This window comes from Mesorhizobium sp. M0491, from assembly GCF_040321265.1.
GTDB lineage: Bacteria > Pseudomonadota > Alphaproteobacteria > Rhizobiales > Rhizobiaceae > Mesorhizobium.
In genome coordinates this window covers 28071-47711 of record NZ_JAMYRE010000006.1, presented here as the reverse complement: position 1 = coordinate 47711, position 19641 = coordinate 28071, and the positions used below count along the sequence as shown (strand labels likewise).

Sequence of the window (19641 nt, the reverse complement as noted above, 5' to 3'; positions counted from 1 at the left end):
GAACCGATAGTCGGACATATCAACCGATAGTCGGACGTATCGAACCAGGCATGATTCTTGCGGACGGGCTTCTGCCACAATCGCCCAGCGCGATGGTTGTAGCACCTGGCGGGATATAAAGATGCGGATTGCCTGCGTTCATCAGGGTTATGAACTCTATGGTTCTGACCGCAGCTTCGCGGAGAGCGTTGCCGCGTTGCGCGCCGCGTTTCCGTCGGCCGACATCGAAGTGGTTTTGCCGCGTAGCGGGCCGATCGTGCGGATTCTGGAAGCGCATGCCAGCCGGATCGTCTTCGAACCGCTCTGGGTGCTGAGGCGCCAGGCCATTGCGCGCCTTGCTACCGTCGAGATGGCGCGATTGCCGGTTGCCGTGTTCAGGGCGTGGCGGCGCCTCAAGGATTGCGACCTCGTCTATGTCAACACCTCGATCGTGGCCGACTACGCGCTGGCCGCACGCCTTCTTCCCCATAAGGCCGTCCTGCACATCCACGAAATCCCCGAAGGCGCCATGCGCAGGGTACTTGTCGGCCTGATGCGCTGGAGCCACGCGGATCTGATCTTCAATTCACACGCGACACGCGCCGCGTTTGGTGATCCCAAGGCGGCGCGTGCGTATGTCGTCTACAACGGTGTTGCCGGGCCGGCGGCGGTCGAACCGATGACATATGACGGCAAGCGTCCATTGCGGGTGCTGCTGCTTGGCCGTATCAACCGGATCAAGGGGCAGGAAATCCTGCTGGAGGCGATCGCCTCGATGCCGGCGGAACTCCAGGCGAGGATCGAGGTGCGGCTGGTCGGCGGCGCCTTCGAAAGCACTGAGCGCGAGCATGCGCTTGCCGAACTGGTCGAAACCATGGGGCTTACCGGGCGCGTCAGAGTCCTGCCTTTCATTCCCGACCCCTCTGAGCATTATCGATGGGCCGATATCGTCACCGTGCCGTCGCGGCGTCCGGAATCGCTGGGCCGCGTCGCCATCGAGGCGATGGCTCATGGCCGGCCGCCGCTTGTGTCGGCGATCGGCGGGCTGGTGGAAGTGGTCAGCGACGGGGAGACCGGCTGGCATGTCCCGCCCGGCGACGCAGCAGCTCTTGGCGCGAAATTGCAGGAGATCATCCTCGCCCCTGAGGCCTGGCGCGGGTTTGTCGCTGCCGGGCGCGCGCGCTACGAGGCAATCTTCAGCGAGCCGGTCGCGGCCGCGGCGATCACCGCGATCGCCGCCGACAAGCTGAAGACGACCATCGCGCGGCCGGGCAGGGTGCCTGCCGCCCGCGAAGCGGAGACGCGGCCGTGAAGCTAGCGTTTCCGAGCCATCTGGTTCGACGCCTCGTGCTGATGATCGGCGGCGAGGCGATGCAGAGCGGCTTTCATTTTGCCCTCAACATCATGCTGTTGCACATGCTGTCGGCGCAGGGCTACGGCCTCTTCGCCATCGGCATGGTGATGGGCGGTGTCGGCCTGTCCTATATCAGGTCGCTCACCGCCGTTCCCGCCAGCATCTGGATGAGCAAGAGCACCAACAGCGCCGGCGTCGATACCTATGACGTGGCGTTCGGAACGGCGGCGCTGATCGTGGCGTTGCTGATGGCCGTCGGCACGGCAGTCCTGATGCATGTTCTTGGCGATCCAAGCGGAATTGCCGCCGGCTGCTTCGTCGGTGCCTGGTCGTTGCGCAGCCATATGCGCACGGCTTTCTTCGCACGGCGCCAGCAGGTTGTCGTCTCCGTCAGCGATGGCGCTTTTACAGTCGCCGGCTGTGTCCTGACCGGGCTGTCGATCTGGTTGGTCCAAGACCCGCTGCAGACCGTGTTCTATGCACTAGCCGCGGCAAATGTGTTCGGCATTTTCGTCCTGGTCCGGCTGGCTCGGCGCTCGCTTCGCATCAGCTTCCGCATGCCGACGCGGCGACGCTATGTCAGGCTCTGGCCCCAGCTGCGCTGGTCGGCATTCAGCGCGACCACCACCAACATCCAGGGTCAATGTCTGGCGCTGCTGGTCGCCGGCATTGCCGGTCCTGCCGCCTACGCACCTCTGGCGGCGGTTCTGGTGCTGTTTGCCCCGCTGCGCATCATCAGCCTTGCTTTCGTCAACATGACGCAGCCGGATCTCGCCAGGCTGATGCGGAACAATGAAACAGGCCGTGTCTGGACGCAGGCCAAGATCTGGGCGCTCGTCATGGGGTTTGGCGGCCTTGCCTATGGATGCGCCATCATGTTCGTCCTGCCGATGATAGAATCCCAAGCTCTCCAGGACGCTTCGACCTGGTTCATCGGACTTTTCGTGATCGCGAATTTTGTCCCGATCATGCTCTACATCATGCCCCGCATCGTGCTTGAGATACTCGGCGATTTTCGGATCGTCGCGTTCACCACGACGGGCGGCGCGGTCGTCGGGCTGGCGCTGATCGCGGCCCTGCTGGCAATCGCGTCTCCGCCGTGGGCGTTGTTGGGTTCCGCCGTCTCGGAGATGTTCGTGCTCGTGGCATCATGGTATTTCGCGCATCACCGCATGTGGAATATCGAGCATCCCGACGAGGCGCGCGACAGCCGGTTGGGCGCGTGGCGGCGCACGCTGTCGTTCGCTACGGCAAAGCGATAGGAAAAAATATGGCAGTCCAGGCGGTGCAAATTGCTGCGGTGACCGGCTCGCCCGATGGCCAGTCCTCCCATCCGGCCATCGTCGTCGCCAACGATGCATACACGGCGCGGCTCCACACCAGCCTGGAAGCGGCCAGGCCGCTCTGGCTGCGCCTCCAGGCGGACGGTGTGTGCACCGCCCACCAGAATTATGCCTGGGCCGAGGGGATCGTCGCGCGGCTGATGCCGGAAGGTGCGGAACTGCTCATCGTGGAGGTAAACGACGCCGTGACGGGCGTGCCGCGAATGCTGGTGCCGTTGATACGGCGACCGGCTTTCCGCCATCGGGTGATCGAGTGGCTGAGCTGTGGCGTTTGCGACTATTCGGCACCGTTGCTGGCCGATGCGAGCCCGTGGACGACGCAGTCGGCGCAGGCCGCGTGGGCCGCGGTGCGTTCCGTGCTGCCGCCGGCGGACCGTATCCAGATCAGGGGAATTCCGCAATTGATCAGCGGTGTCGCCAATCCGCTGGCCCTGCTGGCGGCCACGCGCGATTCCCTGCATACCAGCTTCGGCCTCGCCATCGACGGCGATCCGGAAACCGTCCTCAAGCGCCTATGCCGGCCATCCTTCGTCAAGGCTTTCAACAAGGACTGGCGTCGCCTCGAACGGCTTGGCGGCGTGGAACTGGTCGAAGCCAACACGCCGGCCCTGGTGGAGGTCATCTTCGGCGGCCTGGTCCGGATGCGGCTCAGCCGCTTTCGCGAACTGGGCCGCTTCGACCTGCTGACGCAGGCGGCGGTTGTCGATTTCTATCGAAACGCCGCTCTCGAGGGCCTGTCGGATGGGTCGGTGCGGCTCTTCGGGTTGCGTGTGGGTGAAGCTCTTATCGCGGTCCAATACCTGCTGATCCATCAAGTCACCGTTCATGCTCTGCTGATCTCAATCGATCAGGGCGCGGTGCCCAATGTCTCGCCGGGACTTCTGATCATGGGCAAGTTGATGAGCTGGGCGCGCGGGCGCGATTTCAATTATTTCGACCTGTCGGTAGGCAACCAGAGTTATAAGGAACATATGGGTGCCGCGGGTTCGGGCCTGCGCGAGCTTTGCCACGGGATTACGGTGCGAGGCAGCGCCGTGAGCGCAGCCATCGAGATCCGCAACCGGGCCGAGGTGTTCGTGCGCTCCAAACCTCGGCTGCTGAAGAGGCTCCAGGGACTGATGCGGGGTTTGCGGCGCCTGCGTGGGGGATCAGAATGACGGGAGAAGCATGTGGCAAGCTACGCGGCGGGAACGACTCCGATAAGGGATTTGCCCGGTGGGCCGTTTTCCCCGACTGTCGCCAACGTTGATGCAACCGCGCACTTCACGGCTCGGCTGCACACCAGCTTCGACACCGTAAGGCTGCTATGGCTGCTCCTTGAAGCTCACGGCGTCTGCACTGCCCACCAGCATTATGCCTGGGTCGAAGGAATCGCCGCACGGCTGATGCCCAAAGACGCGGATCTGGTCCTCGTCGAGGTCAGTGACGCCGTGACCGGCGCGCCGGCCATGCTGCTGCCGCTGATGCGGCGCCGGGCTCTCGGCCACCACGTGATCGAATGGCTGAGCTGCCGTGTGTGCGACTACGCGGTGCCGCTGCTGGCGGATGGGATAGAGTGGACCAGGCAGAGTGCCGACGCTATGTGGGCAGCGGTCCGTGCCGTGCTGCCACCGGCGGATCGCATCCATATCGCGGGAATTCCGCAGCAGGTCCACGGCGTGGCCAATCCGCTGGCATTGCTTTCGGTGGCGCGCGACTCAATCCAGGTCAGCTCCGGCCTCGTCCTGCATGGCGATCCGGAGACGCTCATCAAGCGAATCTGCAAGCCGTCCTTTGCCAAGGCCTTCCGCAAGCATTGCCGCGGCTTCGAACAGCTTGGTGGCCTCGCTTTGGTCGAGGCCGATACGCCTGACCTGACCGATGAGCTCCTGGATGCGCTGTTGGAATTGCGGCTCAAGCGTTTTCGTGAGCTCGGGCGTTTCGACCTCCTGACGCAGGCGCCGGTCGTCGATTTTTACCGCGCCGCGGCGCTGCAAGGCCTGTCCAATGGATCGGTGCGACTCTTCGGGCTACGCGTCGGTGAAGCCTGGCTCGCCTCCATCTATGTGCTGGTCAGAAAAGGCACACTTCACGCCCTCCTGCTCGGCATCGACCAAAATGCGGTCGCCAATGTCTCACCCGGCCTGACGACGATGGGTAAGCTGATGATGTGGGGATGCGAGCGGGGCTTCGACTATTTCGACCTGTCGGTCGGCGGCCAGGGCTACAAGCAACATATCGGCGCCTCGAGCTCGGTTCTGGCCGAGATCTGCGAACCGGTGACGGTGCGGGGCAGGGCTGCGAACGCAGCCATTCTGCTGCGCAGCCGGGTCGAAGGCATGACGCGGTCGCGTCCCCGGCTGCTCAAGGCCGTCCAGGGCCTGACGCGCCGCTTGCGGCGACTGAAGGACTGAGGACGAGCGTTTGCCGACGACCGATGTAAAGAGGCACCAAGGCCGGCAAGCTTGTTGACTGGGTTGGTTGGCTCTATATCTGAAAGCGCCGCTTGCCGTTCAGAAATGAGTGTCCTCGGCAGATTTTTTAAGTTGGCGTTTTCGGCAGATCATATCGATGGATGCAAGTTTAGGAGATGGGATTCGTTCCATCCTCATTATTCAAACGAAGTACATTGGAGATGTCGTTCTGACATCTGCTTTGGTTCGCAATCTGCGTCTTGCTTATCCACAAGCATCGGTAACCATGCTTTGTGCGCCGGGTCTCAAGGAGTTCATTGTCGCGCAAGGGATCGCCGATTCTGCTGTTGGCTTTGAATCCCGTGGCAGAGGAAGGACTCTGCTCAAGCGTTTGAGCGACTATCGTGGCGTCATCTCTGATCTTCGGCGTCGAAAATTCGATCTTAGCATCGACCTTACCGATTCGAAAACCTCGCGGATCATGCATCGCTTGATCGGCGCTCCACTTCGCGTCGGCTTCGATCCTTCCGAGCATCCGATGAAGTTCTGGGAAATCCAGCTTGCAAACGTGCTCGCCGCGACCTTCGGACATGGCGGACCGCATTATCTCTACAGGAACCTGTCTCCACTCAGCGCCCTCGGATTGGATTATCAGGACCCAACGCCTCGGCTGCAGCCGACCAGGACTGCCCAGGAAGAGTGTGCCAGGCTTCTTGCGGAAAACGCTTTGGCGAAGAAGTCCTATGTGGCCGTGCATGCCGGCGCGAGGTTTGAAGGCCGTTGCTGGCCGCCGCAACATTTTGCTGCGGTCATCGATGAGGTATACGCCAAAACCGGGCTGCGATCCCTCCTCGTTGGTGGGCCGGATGAAGGGCTTGCCGCGCAAAGGATCCTTGAAATGGCAGCATCGCCGGTCGCAAGTGCCGTCGGAAAAGCCTCGCTTGAGGTCTTGACAGCATTGTTGGCCGAAGCGTCGATCTTTCTTGGCAATGAGAGCGGCCCGATGCACATCGCGGCCTCTGTCGGAACTCCAGCGGTGGGGCTGTACGGTCTGACGTCGCCTGAGCAATGGGGCCCATTCGGTGTCCCCAACCGGACGCTCCAGCCGCCCATGCCTTGCCCATGCATCGCTCCAGGTTTGTGTAAAGAAAACAACGCCGGTGGGGTCTATTGCGTCCAGCGGCTCCAGGTTGCCGATGTTGCGGCGGCGACACTCGATCTCATCGGCACGGAAGTTCAAAAATCTGCTCATTCGGGCACGCCGGCCGCGTAGCAGAGCGGCAGCGACGGACGCTAGTTTTGGCGGCGTGGTGGTGCACAGTTCATCTTCGTGTGCTTCACGTCTTGATTCAGGCCAAGGCCCAAGCATATTCAAAAGATTGGTAAATTTAACCGGGCCGCATCCTGCGCTGTCCGCGAAATTGACAGGACGGCGCGTCTCCGCCATCCTTGACCCCAGTCGTCAGGCTGCCGGCAGCGGCCGCGTTTTGTGTCTGGGGCGACCGAGGGCAGTGTCATGTTCAGTCCCGTCACAGGTCAGAATTCCAAGCGCGCCGCGGTGCGCAAGGCGCTCGATCGTCACAAGGTCTACATCACCGCGCAGCGTTTTTCGGCAGGCACCTACCAGGCCCGGGTTCTGGTCGATGGCGAGGCCTATTGGGTCGACGAATTCCGGCTGAGCCAGCTGCAGCAAGGACTGTCGCCGGCAGAGCTCGAGTTGACGCCGGCCGCTGACGATTGAGAGCGTGACTGGCTTGTTCCTGGCCGCCGTGCTTCGATCCTGGCGATGACGACTCCACCAAAGCTCAAAGCCTATCGCGCCAAACGCGAATTCGCCAAGACGCCGGAACCGGTTGGCGGGCTCGTCAGCAGCAACGGCAACCGCTTCGTCGTCCACAAGCACCACGCCACCGCTGACCATTATGATCTGCGCCTGCAGGTCGGCGATGTTTTGAAGAGCTGGGCGGTGCCGCGCGGGCCTTCGCTCAATCCGGCCGACAAGAGGCTGGCGGTCGAGACCGAGGATCATCCGCTCGAATATATCGACTTTGAGGGTGTCATTCCCGAGGGCGAGTATGGCGGCGGGCCGATGATCGTCTGGGATACCGGCACATGGGCGCCGATGGACGACGTCGAAAAGAGCTTGCGAACCGGCGCCTTCAAGTTCCGGCTGGCCGGCGACAAGCTCAATGGCGGCTGGATGCTGACCCGGCTGAAGCCGAAACCCGGCGAAGATGAGAACAAGAAGAACTGGCTGCTGTTCAAGGAACGCGACCTCGCCGCCGACACCGCGCTTGACATCCTCACGGCCCGGCCGGAAAGCGTCAAATCCGGATTGCGCATCGAGGAACTGGCGGCGCCGGCGAAGCCCGCCACCAAACCCGCGCCCAGACAGGGATCGCTGAAGCCCGGCACGCTGCCGGGCGTGTTCAAGGCTCCCATGCTTGCCCGTATCGAGCCGCAACTGGCGACGCAGGTGCCAAAACCACCCGATGGCGACGACACCCAACAAGTCTGGCTGCACGAGATCAAATTCGACGGCTACCGCACCATGGCGCATCTCAGTGGCGGCGTCGTCAAGCTGATCACCCGTGGCGGCATCGACTGGACGAAGCGCTATGGCGACCTGCCGCATGCGTTCGCGAAGCTGCCCTGCCGCGATGCCATCATCGACGGCGAGATCGTGGTGCTCGACGCCCGGGGCATCAGCCGCTTCGCGCTGCTGCAGGATGCGCTGGCCGAGGGCGCCGACAGCAATCTCCATTTTTACGCCTTCGATCTTCTCCACCTCGACGGCTGGGACCTGACCAAGGCGCCGCTGGTCCGGCGCAAGGCGCTGCTGGCGCAGATGCTGTCGGGCCTCGGCGCCAATTCCGCCATCCAGTTCTCCGACCATGTCGAAGGTTCAGGGCAGGGGCTCTACGACCAGGTGTCGGAACTTGGGCTGGAGGGTGTCGTCTCAAAGCGCGCCACGGCCATCTATCAGAGCGGCCGAACCAAAAGCTGGACCAAGACCAAGGCACTGCTGTCGGACGACTTCGTCATCGCCGGCTTCACCATCTCCGATGCGGCCGAAGGGCTGGCGGCGCTCGGCATGGCAGAGTTCGAGGGTGGTGAATTGCATTATCGCGGCAAGGTCGGCACCGGTTTCGATGCCGCCACCGCCGGTGAGTTGCTCGCCAGGCTGGAGCCGCTGCGGGAAGGCGCCACCCCGCCCGAGGGTGTCCCGCGCGAAATCATGCGCGAGATGAACTGGGTGCGGCCGCTGCTGTCGGCGCGCATTCATTACGCCAACCGCACCTCAGACAATGCGCTACGCCACGGCGTCTTCCGTGGTTTGAGGGATGTCGACCTGTCGACGCCGGTCTCGTCCAAACGCAAGCGGCTGATCGCCGAGGCCGACCTTGCCACAATCTGGGTGACCAACCCGACGCGCCGGCTGTTCGGCAAGACCGGCCCGACCAAGCTCGACATCGCGGTCTATTACGCGCTGGTCGGCGACTTCATGCTGCCGCACATTATCGGCCGGCCGGTGTCGCTGGTGCGCTGCCCGACCGGCCTGCCGAAGGATTGCTTCTTCCAGCGCCACGCCTTCACCGGCATGCCGCCCTCAGTGGTGACATTCGACGCGACGAATTCCGAGGGCGAGACCAAATCCTATCTCTCGGTCGAAGGCGCGAAAGGGTATCTGGCGCTGGCGCAGTTCGGCGTCGTCGAGTTCCACACCTGGGGCACCCACCGCACCAGCCTCGACAGGCCCGACCAGATCGTCCTCGACCTCGATCCGGGCGAGGGGATTTCATGGCGCGAGGTGGTCGAGGCCGCCGTGCACATCAAGGGCGAATTGGAGCGCCTGGGGCTGGTACCGTTCGCCAAGACCTCCGGCGGCAGCGGCATCCACATCACGGTGCCGGTGACGGGCGCGCAGAACTGGAAGAAGCTCCACCAGGCGACCAGCGCGATCGCCACGCATCTGGCGGCAACGGCGCCTGACACCTTCACCACCACCATGGGCAAGGACAACCGCAAGAAGCGCATCTTCATCGATTATCACCGCAATGCGCGCGGCCACACCTCGGCAGCACCTTACTCGCTGCGCGCCCGCACCAATCTGCCGGCCTCGACGCCGGTCAGTTGGAGCGACCTCGAATCCATCGATGCGCCGCAGGATCTGAACTATTCCTCCCTGCCGGGGCTGCTGGCGACGTCGGGCGATCCGTGGGCCGAGATCGACGAGTTCGCGCGGGATTTGCCGACCTTGAAGAACTAGGTTCCTCGGCCCCCATGAAATGGGGGAGAGCGTTGCGGGGCGAGGAACCCAACGCCATCGACGCTTCCGACAATTTGAATTATTCTCTCCGCCACGACCTCAAAGACGTGGCGGAAGATTTCGTCAGGGATTTGCCTGTATTGTGCGGGGTCGGTGTAGGATTTGCGCAGCCTCGTTCGTCCTTCGGACGAAAAGCGCTGCAGTGAATGTCAGTGCATGGCCGCGTAGGAGTGTTTCATGGCGCCCAGGGCAAGTTGGAAAGGTTACCTTAAACTCAGTCTGGTCAGCTGTCCGGTGCGGTTATATCCCGCCACCAGCGCCAGCGAGCGCATCTCGTTCAACCAGTTGCATAAGAAGACCCACAACCGCATCAACATGAAACCGGTCGACCCCGAATTGGGGCTCGTCGAGCGTGCTGATCTGGTCAAGGGCTATGAATACGAGGACAAGCAGTACATCATCATAGATGATGCCGACCTCGATGCGGTGCGCATCGAATCCAATCACACGATGAACATCGAGGCCTTCGTCGACGAGGACGAGGTCGACGTCATCTATCAGGACGCGCCCTACTACATGGCGCCTGACGGCGCGATGGCGGAGGAGACCTTCGCCGTGCTGCGCGAAGCCATGCGCAAATCCGGCAAGCTGGCGATCGCACGCCTGGTGCTGTCGAGCCGCGAGCGGGTGGTGACGATCGGCGCGCGCGAGAACGGCATGTTCGTGTGCACCTTGAGGAATCCGAACGAAGTGCGTGGCACAGCTGAATATTTCGGCAACATCCCAGCCGGCAAGCCCGATCCCGAAATGCTGCAGCTCGCCGAAGCACTGATCAAGCAGAAGGAAACCACCTTCGATCCGAAGAACTATGAGGACCGCTACGAGGCGGCACTCATGACGATGATCCGCGAGAAGCTGAAAGGCCACAAGCCGATCATCGCGGCGGCACCCGAGCGCGGTAATGTCATCAATCTGATGGATGCGCTCAAAGCGAGCCTGTCGCAATCGAAGCCGCCGGCCAAGTCGAAAAGCAAGGCCGACGAGGTTGCCAAGCCCGCCGCGAAGAAGGCGGCAGCGGGTGGTGCTGCTGAAAATCCGTTGAAGGCCAATCTGCTGAAGGCGGTCGGCAAGAGCAAGAAATGACGGCACCGACCGGCGCTGTTTTTGGCACGATAGGCGCGCTGGCGGCTTTTCCGCTCAGGCTGGCTGCGCGGGAAGTGGAACGCCGACACGGCCAGCTGCGGCGCGGTATCACCAGGCGCACCACGCATGTCGTCTTCGGCCGGACACTTCTCGCCAGGGCAGGCCTCGTCAAAAACGGCGATGCCGAGATCGAACGCCGTGTCGCCGCCGAGCGCGCGGCCGGACGAACGCTGATCAGCGAGAACGGATTTCTGCGCCTTCTCGGACTGATGAAGACACCGGAAGCGTCTTCGCTGTCGCGGCAATCGCTGATCGATCAGTCGCGGCTATCAGGCTCCGACCTCGATTTTTTGTCGCTGTTCGATGCGTTCGAGCATGACTCAGAACCTTATTCCTTCCGCGACCTGATCCTGGCGCGCAAATATGCCGGGCTCATCGCCGGCGGCGCGACATGGGGGGCGATCGCGCGCTCCGTCCACCGCTCCGGCCCGGTGGCGTCGCTGACCGCCAAGTCGCTCAATGTCGGTTCGCAGCATGGGCGCGCCGATGCCATCTATCTCGAAGGCGGCCAGAGCGAACTCGATGGGCAGTTGCTGTTCGATCTCGGAACAGCCGGGGCAGAGGGTGACGACACGCTAGAGGAGTTGTTCGCGGAGGCGGAAGCGGCGGAGGAGCAGGGCGACCATGATGGGGCCGCCGCGCTCTACCAGCGCTGCCTGGCCATCGATCCGAGCGATGCGATTGCCGCCTTCAACCGCGCCAACTGCCTGCGCGCCGGCGGCCACGCGGCGGACGCCGCGCACGACTATATCAATGCGATAAAACTCGACCCGGCCTTCGTCGAGGCGTGGTTCAACCTGGCCGGACTGATGAGCGAGCAAGGTCGCGAAGCCTCGGCGCGAAGGCACCTGCAGAAAGCGATCGCGCTCGACAAGACCTATGCCGATCCGGTGTTCAACCTCGCCCGACTGGAATTCGACGCCGGCAATCTGCCGGAGGCGCGGCGGCTGTGGGTGCGCTATCTCGAACTCGACGCGGATTCGGAATGGTCGCGGGTGGCGGCCAAGGGCGTGCAGTTCGTGGATCTGCAGTTGGCGCGGACGGCGGGGTGAGTGATGCTGGCGCTTGAACACCCCCCTCTGGCCTACCGGCCATCTCCCCCGCAAGGGGGGAGATCGGAAGCTTGGGCGTCCCGCTCCTTCTTGCAAAGTGGGAGATTGGCGAAAGCGGTTGAGCGCGCAATCTCCCCCCTTGCGGGGGAGATGTCCGGCAGGACAGAGGGGGGTGTGACGGAACTCGACCTCTCCAGCGAGACCGCCCCATGACCACCTTCCTCTTCGACGGCCACGACATCGCCACCGTCACCATCCTGCTCGCCCACGGCGCCGGTGCATCGATGGATTCGCCCTCGATGACCGCCACCGCCAAGGCGCTGGCCGCGGCCGGCTTTCAGGTTGCGCGCTTTGAATTCCGCTACATGGCCGCGCGCCGCTACGGCCACCGCAAGCCACCGCCGCGGGCCGAGACGGTGAACCCGGAATACATCAAGGCGATAGCCGACCTCAGGGCTAGGGGCGTGACCGGCCCGCTTATCATCGGCGGCAAGTCGATGGGCGGGCGCGTCGCCTCCATGATCGCCGACGAGATGTTTGCCAAGGGCGAGATTTCAGGGCTGGTCTGCCTCGGCTATCCCTTCCATCCGCCGGCCAAGCCCGAGCAATTGCGGACAAAACACCTCGCCGACCTTAAGACGCCAACGCTGATCTTCCAGGGTACGCGCGACGAGTTCGGCACCAGGGACGAGGTTGCGACTTATGGCCTTTCCGACCGCATCGAGATTATCTGGCTGGAGGATGGCGACCATGATCTCAAGCCACGCAAGAGCATCTCGGGATTTTCGGCGGCCGACCATCTGAAGACGCTGGCCGAGACGGTGAAGGCGTGGTCGGGTCGGATCGCTTCCTGAAGCGATGAAGATCGCCTCCTTCAACATCAACAACATCAACAGCCGGCTGGAAAATTTGCTGGCTTGGCTGGCTGCGGCAAAACCCGATGTCGTCTGCCTGCAGGAGCTGAAGGCGCGCGACATGCAGTTTCCGCGCTCGGCATTGGCGGCGGCCGGCTATGGCGCGGTATGGAAGGGCGAGCCGACCTGGAACGGCGTCGCCATTCTGGCGCGGGGTGCCGAGCCAGTGCTGACCCGCGATGCCTTGCCCGGCGACGATGCCGACAGGCAGAGCCGCTATATCGAGGCGGCGGTGAACGGCATCATCGTCGCTTGTCTCTATGCGCCGAACGGCAATCCTCAGCCCGGCCCGAAATTCGCCTACAAACTCGCTTGGCACGCGCGGCTGGAGGTGCATGCCGAACAGTTGCTCGACACCGGCCTGCCGGTGGTGCTGGCCGGTGACTACAACATCGTGCCCGAGCCGCGCGATATCTACGCCACCCGCTCCTATGACGACAACGCGCTGGTGCAGCCGGAAAGCCGGGCGTCGTTCCAGCGCCTGCTCGACCAGGGTTGGCTTGATGCCCTGCGCAAGAAGCATCCGAAGGAAACGCTTTACACATTCTGGGACTATCGCCGCAACCGCTGGCCGCGCGATGCCGGCCTCCGGCTCGATCACATCCTGCTGTCGAAGAAACTGGCACGCCGCCTGACCGCTGCCGGCATCGACCGCGACGTGCGCGGCGAGGACGGCGCCAGCGACCATGCGCCGGTGTGGGTGAAATTGAAGTAAGGCGACTGCTTTCATGCGTCGCGCTTGAACGGATTCCTGCAACGCGCTTTAAGTCTTTGTCTCGATGCATGTCGCTGTCCCAAATCCGGGTTCGCTTTTGGCCGACATGCAATAACCTGTCGGCAAGTAGCCCAACGCAGCCGGATCGCCCGTGAACGCAATCCCCCATGAGATTTGTGAAGCGAGGCTCCATGCCTGACTTGGGCGCTGTCCAGATACTGGCCGCCGCCATTGTGGTGCTTGCGGCTGCTGTCGCGTCCTGGCTGCTGTGGCGGAAGCGCAGCCGTCGCAAGGGACGGCGGCTAACCAATCCGGCTGCCGACTATGCCGTCCGTACCGATTGGAACGCCCGCGGGGGTATGCTCAATTACTCGTCCTTCGTCTATTTCGATGTCGATCGCGACGGCAAATACGGCGCCGGAGACCGGCCGATGGCCGGGATCATGGTGCGGCTGTATGACGAAGCCGGCAAGCTCGCCGCGTCCGCGCGCACCAACAATGCCGGCTTTGCCAACTTTCCCATGTCGGTGAAAAGCAGAAAGGCAGTGATCCGCAAGCCGGGCAACTGGCGCTTTGTGGTTTCGGTGCCGCCCGGCTGGCAGGCGAAAAGCGAAAATGACATTCAGTCCCGACACTTCCTGCCGCTGCCGGGTTCGCCGGCCGGGATGGTATCGCAGGAGATGCTGCTGCCTGTCGGTCTGGCACCGCCGCGCCGCGTCAGCGGGCGCGTCGCCGGCGATGGACCAGCGACCCTCTCCGTGTCGGGGAATGGGTACGTCCTGGAGACGCGGGCACTGGCGCCGGGTGCCGTCTTCAGCTTCGACCTGGCTGAAGAAGCCGACACGGTCAGCGTCAGCGGCGGCGGCTTGGCGCGGCGGCTGACGCTATCGCCCTACTCGGCGGATCTCGGCCTGCTGTCGCCGCAACGCGCCGGCATCGACACTGATGCCGCCCTCGAAACGATCGATTTCGACGATGTGACGTCGCGCAGCCTCAGGAAAATTCCGGCTGGCCATGCCGGATTGGCGTGGCGCAACCTGAATGCGATGGCCCGCGACTTCACCAAGGACAGCCAGGGCTATGTCAATGGTAATGTTTCCGGCGACCATGTGCTCTACACCAGCAGCGGGCTGCCGGCCGAATTCAGCTGCGAACGGCCGTTCGGCTTTCACTCGGTCATGCTGAGCGCCGCCTGGCTGGCGTCGGAAGGGGAGGTGGCGCTGATCGAAAGCTGGCTTGGCGAGCAGCTGATTGCAAGCGACGAGGTCACGCTGTCGGCGCTAACGCCGCTGCACTACGCTCCAATGCTCAAAGCTGTAACGCGTGTTCGCCTGTCGACGAAGCACTATTGGCAAATGGTGTTGGACGACCTGATCCTGGTGCGTTGAGGTTTGGACGCGCCAGGAGCAGGTGGCGCTGAAATTATTGCGGTGTCGGCAACGAGGAGCCGTTGGCCGCAGTGACCGCCGACAACCGGCCTTTTTTCAAGAACGATGGCTTCACATAGATTTTTTTCATATCAGACTCTCCTAAAATCCCGATCCGATGATGCCAGACTGCGGCCATCTGTCAACCATGCGGGCTGAAATCGGCAAACTGCAATAAATCCAAGGAGGCGCGGCAAGGCGCCCGCCCTCCAATAGCGGCAACCGGATCGCAATGTTGGACAGCCAGACCGGCCCGATTTATGCGGTGGCCTTCGCCGCCGACGGCGCGGTGCTGACCGGCGGCAACGACCGCACCATCCGCGACTGCCGGCCACCGGCGGCGACGGCGTGGTGCTGTTTGCCGGCGCGCCGGAATGAGCGAAATCTTGATCACCCTGTCCGCCGTGCTATGTAAAACCCATGCCAGCACCCAGCCTCCCAGACAATGCGCCGCTCATCGTCATCGATCTCCAGACCGGCATGTTCGACGGTGTGCACGAGCAGCCGATCCATGATGCGCCTGATATTGTCGAGCGCACCAAGGCGGTGATCGATTGGGCGCGGCGCGGCGGGCGCAAGGTCGCTTTTATCAGGCATGACGGACCCGATGGCGACCCGTTGGCACCGGATGAGCTGGGCTGGCCGGTTTGGCCCGCGCTCGGCCAAGCGGCGGACGAGCCGACCTTTGCCAAATCCGTTCGCGATGCTTTCAGCAATCCTGCCTTCGGCGACTGGCTTGCCGGTCAGGGTGCGAGTGCTGTCGTGCTCTTGGGCGCACAGACCGATTTTTGCGTGGCCGCGACGGTCAAGGGCGCCATCGCCAGAGGGCTCGGCGTGACCGTGGTCTCCGATGTGCACAGCACGCTGGACAATGCCAGCGAGAGTGCCGAGCAGGTCATCCTCAGGCACAATGGCGAATTCGCCGAGGCCGGCGTCAATCTGGTGACCACAAAGGCGCTTGTCGGCGGCTGAAGCCCGACCGTCGCCGCAGCGCGCATTATCAGGCGGGCCGGCTTGAGGACTTCGCGAGAGAAGACAGGCGGCTGCCGTGGTCGACGCGGACGGGGGGGCGCATTGTTGGGATGGCTCGGGCGCCCGCGTCAACCAGGGCGGCTCGTACCGCCGCATTAGCAACATTGCACATTGCGGGCCGCTCGAAACTTCCGCGAAAGCGGAATAGGCCGGAGCAAAAGTGCGGATTCGGCTGAGACTTTCGGCGCGCTTTCCCGGTCAGGGAGTCAAAAAGTCTGCTGGCTTGTCGGGATGTCGCTCAGGGCGTTTGCCGGGTCCTGCACCGGATCGGCGAGGAACGATGCCGCAATCAGGTCGTCGGCATCGATCCGACCATGACGATCTTCCATGATGGCCGCGACCTTTTGAAAGGTTTTCATTTCGGCATCCGTCACCCGCGCATCACGCATCCTGGCTTGGAGATCGGCCAGGCGAACGCCCAAAGCAGGGGATGTCACAGCTTTGCTTGTCATCTTCACTCGTCCTGATTGGAAGCTGGGCAACCCGCCGCCATGGCTGGCGGCGGGTTGGACAGTTCGAAATTCAATCGTAGACCTTGATGATCTTGCGGGTGCCCGGATCCACCAGGACGGTGCGGTTGTCGACCACCACGTAGCGGTATTTGACATCGGGGATCTCATGAAGTTCGACCGTGTCCGGCAACGCGCTACCAATATTCAGTTCCACACCGGGAACCTTGACCGAAGCGAGAGGCTGCTTCTTCACATACTCGCGGATGACCGTGTCCTGTTCAGGCTGAATGACAACGTCCTGAGCGGCAACGGCGCCGACACCAGCCAACAGCAATAGCGCCGCTGCGGCGCCCGTTAGGTGCATTTTCATACCGTTTCTCCTTGCGAGTCAGCATGACAGGATCGTTCAACGCTGACGGCAACTGAACTTGAGCCAAATGAAAATGTTCCTCCGCTGGGGCTTCGGTCGGGTGAGACGTGCGACTTAAGTCTGGTCTGCGAGCGCATTGGTCTTACCGACGGGAACGGCTCTCTGTTCATGGCTGTTTGTCTCCCGGAATTCGGAGAGACAGATGGACAAAAGTGTTGGCCAAGCGCGCTGGTTGCTCGCACCGATTTTCGCGACAGCTGTCACCTTTCTGGTGATGGGGATAGTCCTTGGCTGACATGTCGTCGATCGGCGCAGCAACGTCCCTTCCTGCGCTGATAGGATTCGCAAGCCGCTTCGGCGGCTGGCGAATCCTCTATTTTCACCATGCGCCGGCCTGCTCATTCGGCAGCCGAGCGCTTCGTTCAGCTTATGCAACGTTGGGAGGTTACTATGGATCGGCGATCCTTCTTGACGGCGATGTTTGGCATTGCCGGGGCCGCGGCCCTTGCAGGGGCAATTCGCCCGATCGAGGCAGCGGCCGGTGTTCCAAGCGCTGGAAACGGCATTCTCGATGAAATTGAGGCAGAGGCCCTCGACGACGAAGGTGCACATGCGGAGGTGCAGCCGGTCGACCATCGACGCTGGGATCGGGGCTGGGATCGGGACTGGGATCGGGATCGGGGCTGGCGCCGGCGCCGGCACGGGCGGCGTTGGAGACGGGTCTGCCGCAGTTACTGGCGGCATGGTCGCCGTCGCGTCCGGTGCTATCGCAGACGTGGCCCTTCGGTCGTCCTTCGATTTTAGCAGCTAGCCTGCACGTCCTAGCGATTTGATCAGTGCGATGGGCTCGGCGTCCGCATCTTTCCTGCGGCTGCCGAGCCGGAGGCTGTTTGTCGAGGCTGAAGCTATACGTGGCGAAACGGCGCGAAGATGAATCCGCGCCACACAAAGGCGAAGACGGCAAGGCGAGGACAAGAAATGGCCCGGCAGCCAGGTGCAAAGGGAGGACGCCGGGCCAGCCGACTTCTGGCGGTCGTCGGCCATCGCTACATTAGATATATCTAATGTTAATGCAAGCAACCCAAAACTTCTCCGATGGACAAAACACCGTCCGAAGCTGTCCGTTTCGCTGCATGATCACCAGCACGGCCGCCGCACTGCAGACAGCGGCAATGGCGGATCTTCCTGGCCTAAGTCTGGAGGACTTGCGCGGCGGCAATCTCGCTATGGCTCAGCAGTAGCTCGTTCAGTTTGCCGCTTTGCTATCGGCCGCGTGTATCGATCGAGCGGGCGGGGAAGACAGGGCACGTTGGTCCGCAGGCTGCTCACTGAAGTAAAGTGAACTGCCGAGTAGAAGGAACACGATGCCCACCGCCGTTAATCCAACCATGAGCACGGCGATCGCCGTTCCTGGGCCATGGCCCGTCTTGATGATGGTGGATCGGTGGGGCATCGCGCTGTTCTCCAGGCATGGCACCCGGCGGGGCCGCTTTCGACAAACGACGAACACGGCCCCGATGTTCCCTCGTTGGAAGCTTCAATCGGTCACGTCGGGCTTTTGCTTTTTCCTGTAGGACCAAGGTCTTATCCGTCGTGCGCAAAAGTCCAAGGGGCCTTGTTCAGTTCCGATAATGTCCCTTGGATGTTCCGCTATTTTAGGTAAATCTGATATAATGCCTAGGCGGAAAACTTAGCCGGCCAAGCACATTTTCCCGCGAACCGGGCATGGAAAATGTGGCTTTGGCAAGTTCAACAACAGGCAGTCACGTCTCGGGCGACGAATGGCTCACGTCTCGTCGAATCGGCCCTCGCGGGTCTGATCGCGCGTGATCGCGGCTTCTTCCTCATCATCGGGAAGGGCATCGTCGCTGTCCTGGTACGCGTTATCGTCGTCCTCGTCGGGCAGATCGCCGTCTTTTTCGACGCCGTAACGCATGTCGCCGTTTTCCGGCACGGACTCTGGCAGGATCTCGCCGCCCTTGATCGCATCCCAATCCTGCTGCTCGATGGTAGGCCCATCCGCCTGCGGTGCGTCATCTTCGATGTCGGCGCTTGGTTTGTTGCGCGGTGCCATGCCGGCCTCCTTCCTTGAAAAAACTGGAGGCGAAACTCGGCGTGCCGGCATTTGTTCCCCTGCTCGAAGTGCAAAGAGCGGGCGTGCTTCTGGATTTTCGACGGCTGGCGCGTCAGCCCAGCCCCGCCGGCACCGCCGCCGCGCGCCGGATCGCCACCGTTGCCAAGTCGCCGCGCAATGGAAAGCGCGCAGTGGCGATCGGCCGCTTACTTGCGAAGTTGCTAAAATAATGAAATGTTGTTCGCGGGAAATGGGATGAGCAGGGACTGGTTGGAACCGGCGCGGTTTCGGCGGTTTGGGGAAACCATGTATTTTGGGCAGTTTCTCGTAGGAATGTCAGCCACGGCTCTCATTGTCGCGGTGTGGACCTATATGGTCACCGGCTCTTTCTGGGAGGCATTTGCCTGGACGATAGCGACGCTGCTTGTCCTGCAGGTCGGCTACTTCGTGCTCATCATGAGGCTGATCTTCAGGCGCTCGCACGATATCGTGCCGAGCCAGGATCCGGTAGACGCCTTCCCGCCATTGCATCGCGACGGTGTCCAGCTTTGAGACCGGCTGGCCAGGATCACTCGCGCGTGTGCGCCCGGGCAAATTCGGGGAACCTCGCCCACAGCGCGATCACGGTGTTTGGTCACTGAGAGACAGCGTTGTCTGGGCATAGCCCTGCTGGAGGTTTCGGCACAGCGTATCGTGGGAACATTTCGGCGTCGTCGTGGGAACATGATGCATGCGCGACCGGCTTCGCATGGCTCAGGCCGTCAGGTGGAACAAGTGATCATGCTTCGCGTCCTCTAGCAGTACCGGTGAGGTTGCCACCTCTATCGGCACTGCCATGGCTCGCTCTGCTCCCGGCGGGGCGAGTCTTTTTCGTGCTCCCATCGTCGAGATAGAGGACGCGAGGCTGATTTGACGCGGCGACAACAGGTGCTTCGCCAATTCGGCTGCAGAAGGGATTTTTCGTCTTCTAATGTCCGTACACATTTGTGCAAGTTTTCAAGCATTTCCGCGCTGTCTGCCGCATGCTTGATCAGCAACAAATTAATATCCGGGCTGCAAACGT

At 62.4% G+C, this 19641-nt stretch carries 19 protein-coding genes; 16 read left to right on the top strand and 3 right to left on the bottom strand.

Features of this window, described 5'->3' with window-relative positions; genetic code table 11:
- Positions 1-121 precede the first annotated feature (121 nt).
- The 14 genes from NKI69_RS09130 (at position 122) to NKI69_RS09065 (ending at position 15622) form a co-directional block, all read left to right on the top strand.
- On the top strand, positions 122-1291 hold the full coding sequence (locus tag NKI69_RS09130; protein ID WP_352721059.1) for a glycosyltransferase: 1170 nt from the start codon (positions 122-124) through the stop codon (positions 1289-1291).
- Positions 1288-2595: an MATE family efflux transporter gene (locus NKI69_RS09125; RefSeq protein WP_352721057.1), complete on the top strand. Its 1308-nt coding sequence runs from the start codon at positions 1288-1290 to the stop codon at positions 2593-2595. Before NKI69_RS09130 ends, NKI69_RS09125 begins: the two co-directional genes overlap by 4 nt.
- 8 nt (positions 2596-2603) lie before the next feature.
- Positions 2604-3833 (top strand): GNAT family N-acetyltransferase, encoded by a 1230-nt coding sequence (locus tag NKI69_RS09120; RefSeq protein WP_352721055.1) that lies wholly within the window; start codon positions 2604-2606, stop codon positions 3831-3833.
- Positions 3834-3845: 12 nt separating this feature from the next.
- Positions 3846-5069, top strand: a complete 1224-nt coding sequence (locus NKI69_RS09115; RefSeq protein ID WP_352721053.1) for a GNAT family N-acetyltransferase — start codon at positions 3846-3848, stop codon at positions 5067-5069.
- Between the two features lie 157 nt (positions 5070-5226).
- Positions 5227-6342: a glycosyltransferase family 9 protein gene (locus NKI69_RS09110; protein ID WP_352721051.1), complete on the top strand. Its 1116-nt coding sequence runs from the start codon at positions 5227-5229 to the stop codon at positions 6340-6342.
- A gap of 243 nt (positions 6343-6585) precedes the next feature.
- Entirely contained in the window at positions 6586-6810 is a 225-nt protein-coding gene (locus NKI69_RS09105) for a hypothetical protein (RefSeq protein WP_023813316.1), read from the top strand.
- A gap of 45 nt (positions 6811-6855) precedes the next feature.
- Positions 6856-9339 (top strand): DNA ligase D, encoded by a 2484-nt coding sequence (gene ligD, locus NKI69_RS09100; RefSeq protein WP_352721048.1) that lies wholly within the window; start codon positions 6856-6858, stop codon positions 9337-9339.
- Between the two features lie 237 nt (positions 9340-9576).
- On the top strand, positions 9577-10482 hold the full coding sequence (gene ku / locus NKI69_RS09095; protein WP_024501732.1) for a non-homologous end joining protein Ku: 906 nt from the start codon (positions 9577-9579) through the stop codon (positions 10480-10482).
- Positions 10479-11594, top strand: coding sequence for a tetratricopeptide repeat protein (locus NKI69_RS09090; protein WP_352721046.1), 1116 nt, complete (start codon positions 10479-10481; stop codon positions 11592-11594). Before ku ends, NKI69_RS09090 begins: the two co-directional genes overlap by 4 nt.
- Positions 11595-11803: 209 nt before the next feature.
- Positions 11804-12448 (top strand): alpha/beta hydrolase family protein, encoded by a 645-nt coding sequence (locus tag NKI69_RS09085; RefSeq protein ID WP_352721044.1) that lies wholly within the window; start codon positions 11804-11806, stop codon positions 12446-12448.
- A 4-nt stretch (positions 12449-12452) separates the two neighbouring features.
- Positions 12453-13223 carry an exodeoxyribonuclease III gene (locus NKI69_RS09080; protein WP_352721042.1) on the top strand — a complete coding sequence of 257 codons (771 nt, stop codon included), beginning with the start codon at positions 12453-12455 and terminating at the stop codon, positions 13221-13223.
- A 191-nt stretch (positions 13224-13414) separates the two neighbouring features.
- On the top strand, positions 13415-14611 hold the full coding sequence (locus tag NKI69_RS09075) for a hypothetical protein (protein ID WP_023813323.1): 1197 nt from the start codon (positions 13415-13417) through the stop codon (positions 14609-14611).
- 274 nt (positions 14612-14885) lie between these two features.
- Positions 14886-15065: a WD40 repeat domain-containing protein gene (locus NKI69_RS09070; protein WP_245486366.1), complete on the top strand. Its 180-nt coding sequence runs from the start codon at positions 14886-14888 to the stop codon at positions 15063-15065.
- Positions 15066-15070: 5 nt separating this feature from the next.
- On the top strand, positions 15071-15622 hold the full coding sequence (locus tag NKI69_RS09065) for an isochorismatase family protein (protein ID WP_023813326.1): 552 nt from the start codon (positions 15071-15073) through the stop codon (positions 15620-15622).
- Between the two features lie 266 nt (positions 15623-15888).
- Here the strand turns inward: NKI69_RS09065 and NKI69_RS09060 are convergent, their stop codons facing one another.
- The 3 genes from NKI69_RS09060 to NKI69_RS09050 form a co-directional block, all read right to left on the bottom strand.
- A complete protein-coding gene (locus NKI69_RS09060) occupies positions 15889-16134 on the bottom strand; it encodes a hypothetical protein (RefSeq protein ID WP_031213628.1) in 246 nt (81 codons plus the stop codon).
- Between the two features lie 70 nt (positions 16135-16204).
- On the bottom strand, positions 16205-16504 hold the full coding sequence (locus NKI69_RS09055; RefSeq protein WP_031213630.1) for a DUF1236 domain-containing protein: 300 nt from the start codon (positions 16502-16504) through the stop codon (positions 16205-16207).
- Between the two features lie 1786 nt (positions 16505-18290).
- Positions 18291-18578 carry a hypothetical protein gene (locus tag NKI69_RS09050; RefSeq protein ID WP_023813332.1) on the bottom strand — a complete coding sequence of 96 codons (288 nt, stop codon included), beginning with the start codon at positions 18576-18578 and terminating at the stop codon, positions 18291-18293.
- A 14-nt stretch (positions 18579-18592) separates the two neighbouring features.
- Here NKI69_RS09050 and NKI69_RS09045 point away from each other — a divergent pair, with 14 nt between their 5' ends.
- Together NKI69_RS09045 and NKI69_RS09040 are read left to right on the top strand one after the other, a co-directional pair.
- Positions 18593-18808, top strand: a complete 216-nt coding sequence (locus NKI69_RS09045; RefSeq protein ID WP_023813333.1) for a hypothetical protein — start codon at positions 18593-18595, stop codon at positions 18806-18808.
- A 103-nt stretch (positions 18809-18911) separates the two neighbouring features.
- Entirely contained in the window at positions 18912-19130 is a 219-nt protein-coding gene (locus NKI69_RS09040) for an exopolysaccharide production repressor protein (protein WP_245273286.1), read from the top strand.
- Positions 19131-19641: the final 511 nt, after the last annotated feature.

What these genes read in the sequence shown, in the direction of transcription:
- NKI69_RS09130 (WP_352721059.1), top strand. Translation starts at nt 122, where the DNA reads ATGCGGATTGCCTGCGTTCATCAGGGTTATGAACTCTATGGTTCTGAC.
- NKI69_RS09120 (WP_352721055.1), top strand. Translation starts at nt 2,604, where the DNA reads ATGGCAGTCCAGGCGGTGCAAATTGCTGCGGTGACCGGCTCGCCCGAT.
- NKI69_RS09110 (WP_352721051.1), top strand. Translation starts at nt 5,227, where the DNA reads ATGGATGCAAGTTTAGGAGATGGGATTCGTTCCATCCTCATTATTCAA.
- NKI69_RS09105 (WP_023813316.1), top strand. Translation starts at nt 6,586, where the DNA reads ATGTTCAGTCCCGTCACAGGTCAGAATTCCAAGCGCGCCGCGGTGCGC.
- ligD (WP_352721048.1), top strand. Translation starts at nt 6,856, where the DNA reads ATGACGACTCCACCAAAGCTCAAAGCCTATCGCGCCAAACGCGAATTC.
- ku (WP_024501732.1), top strand. Translation starts at nt 9,577, where the DNA reads ATGGCGCCCAGGGCAAGTTGGAAAGGTTACCTTAAACTCAGTCTGGTC.
- NKI69_RS09090 (WP_352721046.1), top strand. Translation starts at nt 10,479, where the DNA reads ATGACGGCACCGACCGGCGCTGTTTTTGGCACGATAGGCGCGCTGGCG.
- NKI69_RS09085 (WP_352721044.1), top strand. Translation starts at nt 11,804, where the DNA reads ATGACCACCTTCCTCTTCGACGGCCACGACATCGCCACCGTCACCATC.
- NKI69_RS09080 (WP_352721042.1), top strand. Translation starts at nt 12,453, where the DNA reads ATGAAGATCGCCTCCTTCAACATCAACAACATCAACAGCCGGCTGGAA.
- NKI69_RS09075 (WP_023813323.1), top strand. Translation starts at nt 13,415, where the DNA reads ATGCCTGACTTGGGCGCTGTCCAGATACTGGCCGCCGCCATTGTGGTG.
- NKI69_RS09065 (WP_023813326.1), top strand. Translation starts at nt 15,071, where the DNA reads ATGCCAGCACCCAGCCTCCCAGACAATGCGCCGCTCATCGTCATCGAT.
- NKI69_RS09060 (WP_031213628.1), bottom strand. Translation starts at nt 16,134, where the DNA reads ATGACAAGCAAAGCTGTGACATCCCCTGCTTTGGGCGTTCGCCTGGCC.
- NKI69_RS09055 (WP_031213630.1), bottom strand. Translation starts at nt 16,504, where the DNA reads ATGAAAATGCACCTAACGGGCGCCGCAGCGGCGCTATTGCTGTTGGCT.
- NKI69_RS09050 (WP_023813332.1), bottom strand. Translation starts at nt 18,578, where the DNA reads ATGGCACCGCGCAACAAACCAAGCGCCGACATCGAAGATGACGCACCG.
- NKI69_RS09040 (WP_245273286.1), top strand. Translation starts at nt 18,912, where the DNA reads ATGTCAGCCACGGCTCTCATTGTCGCGGTGTGGACCTATATGGTCACC.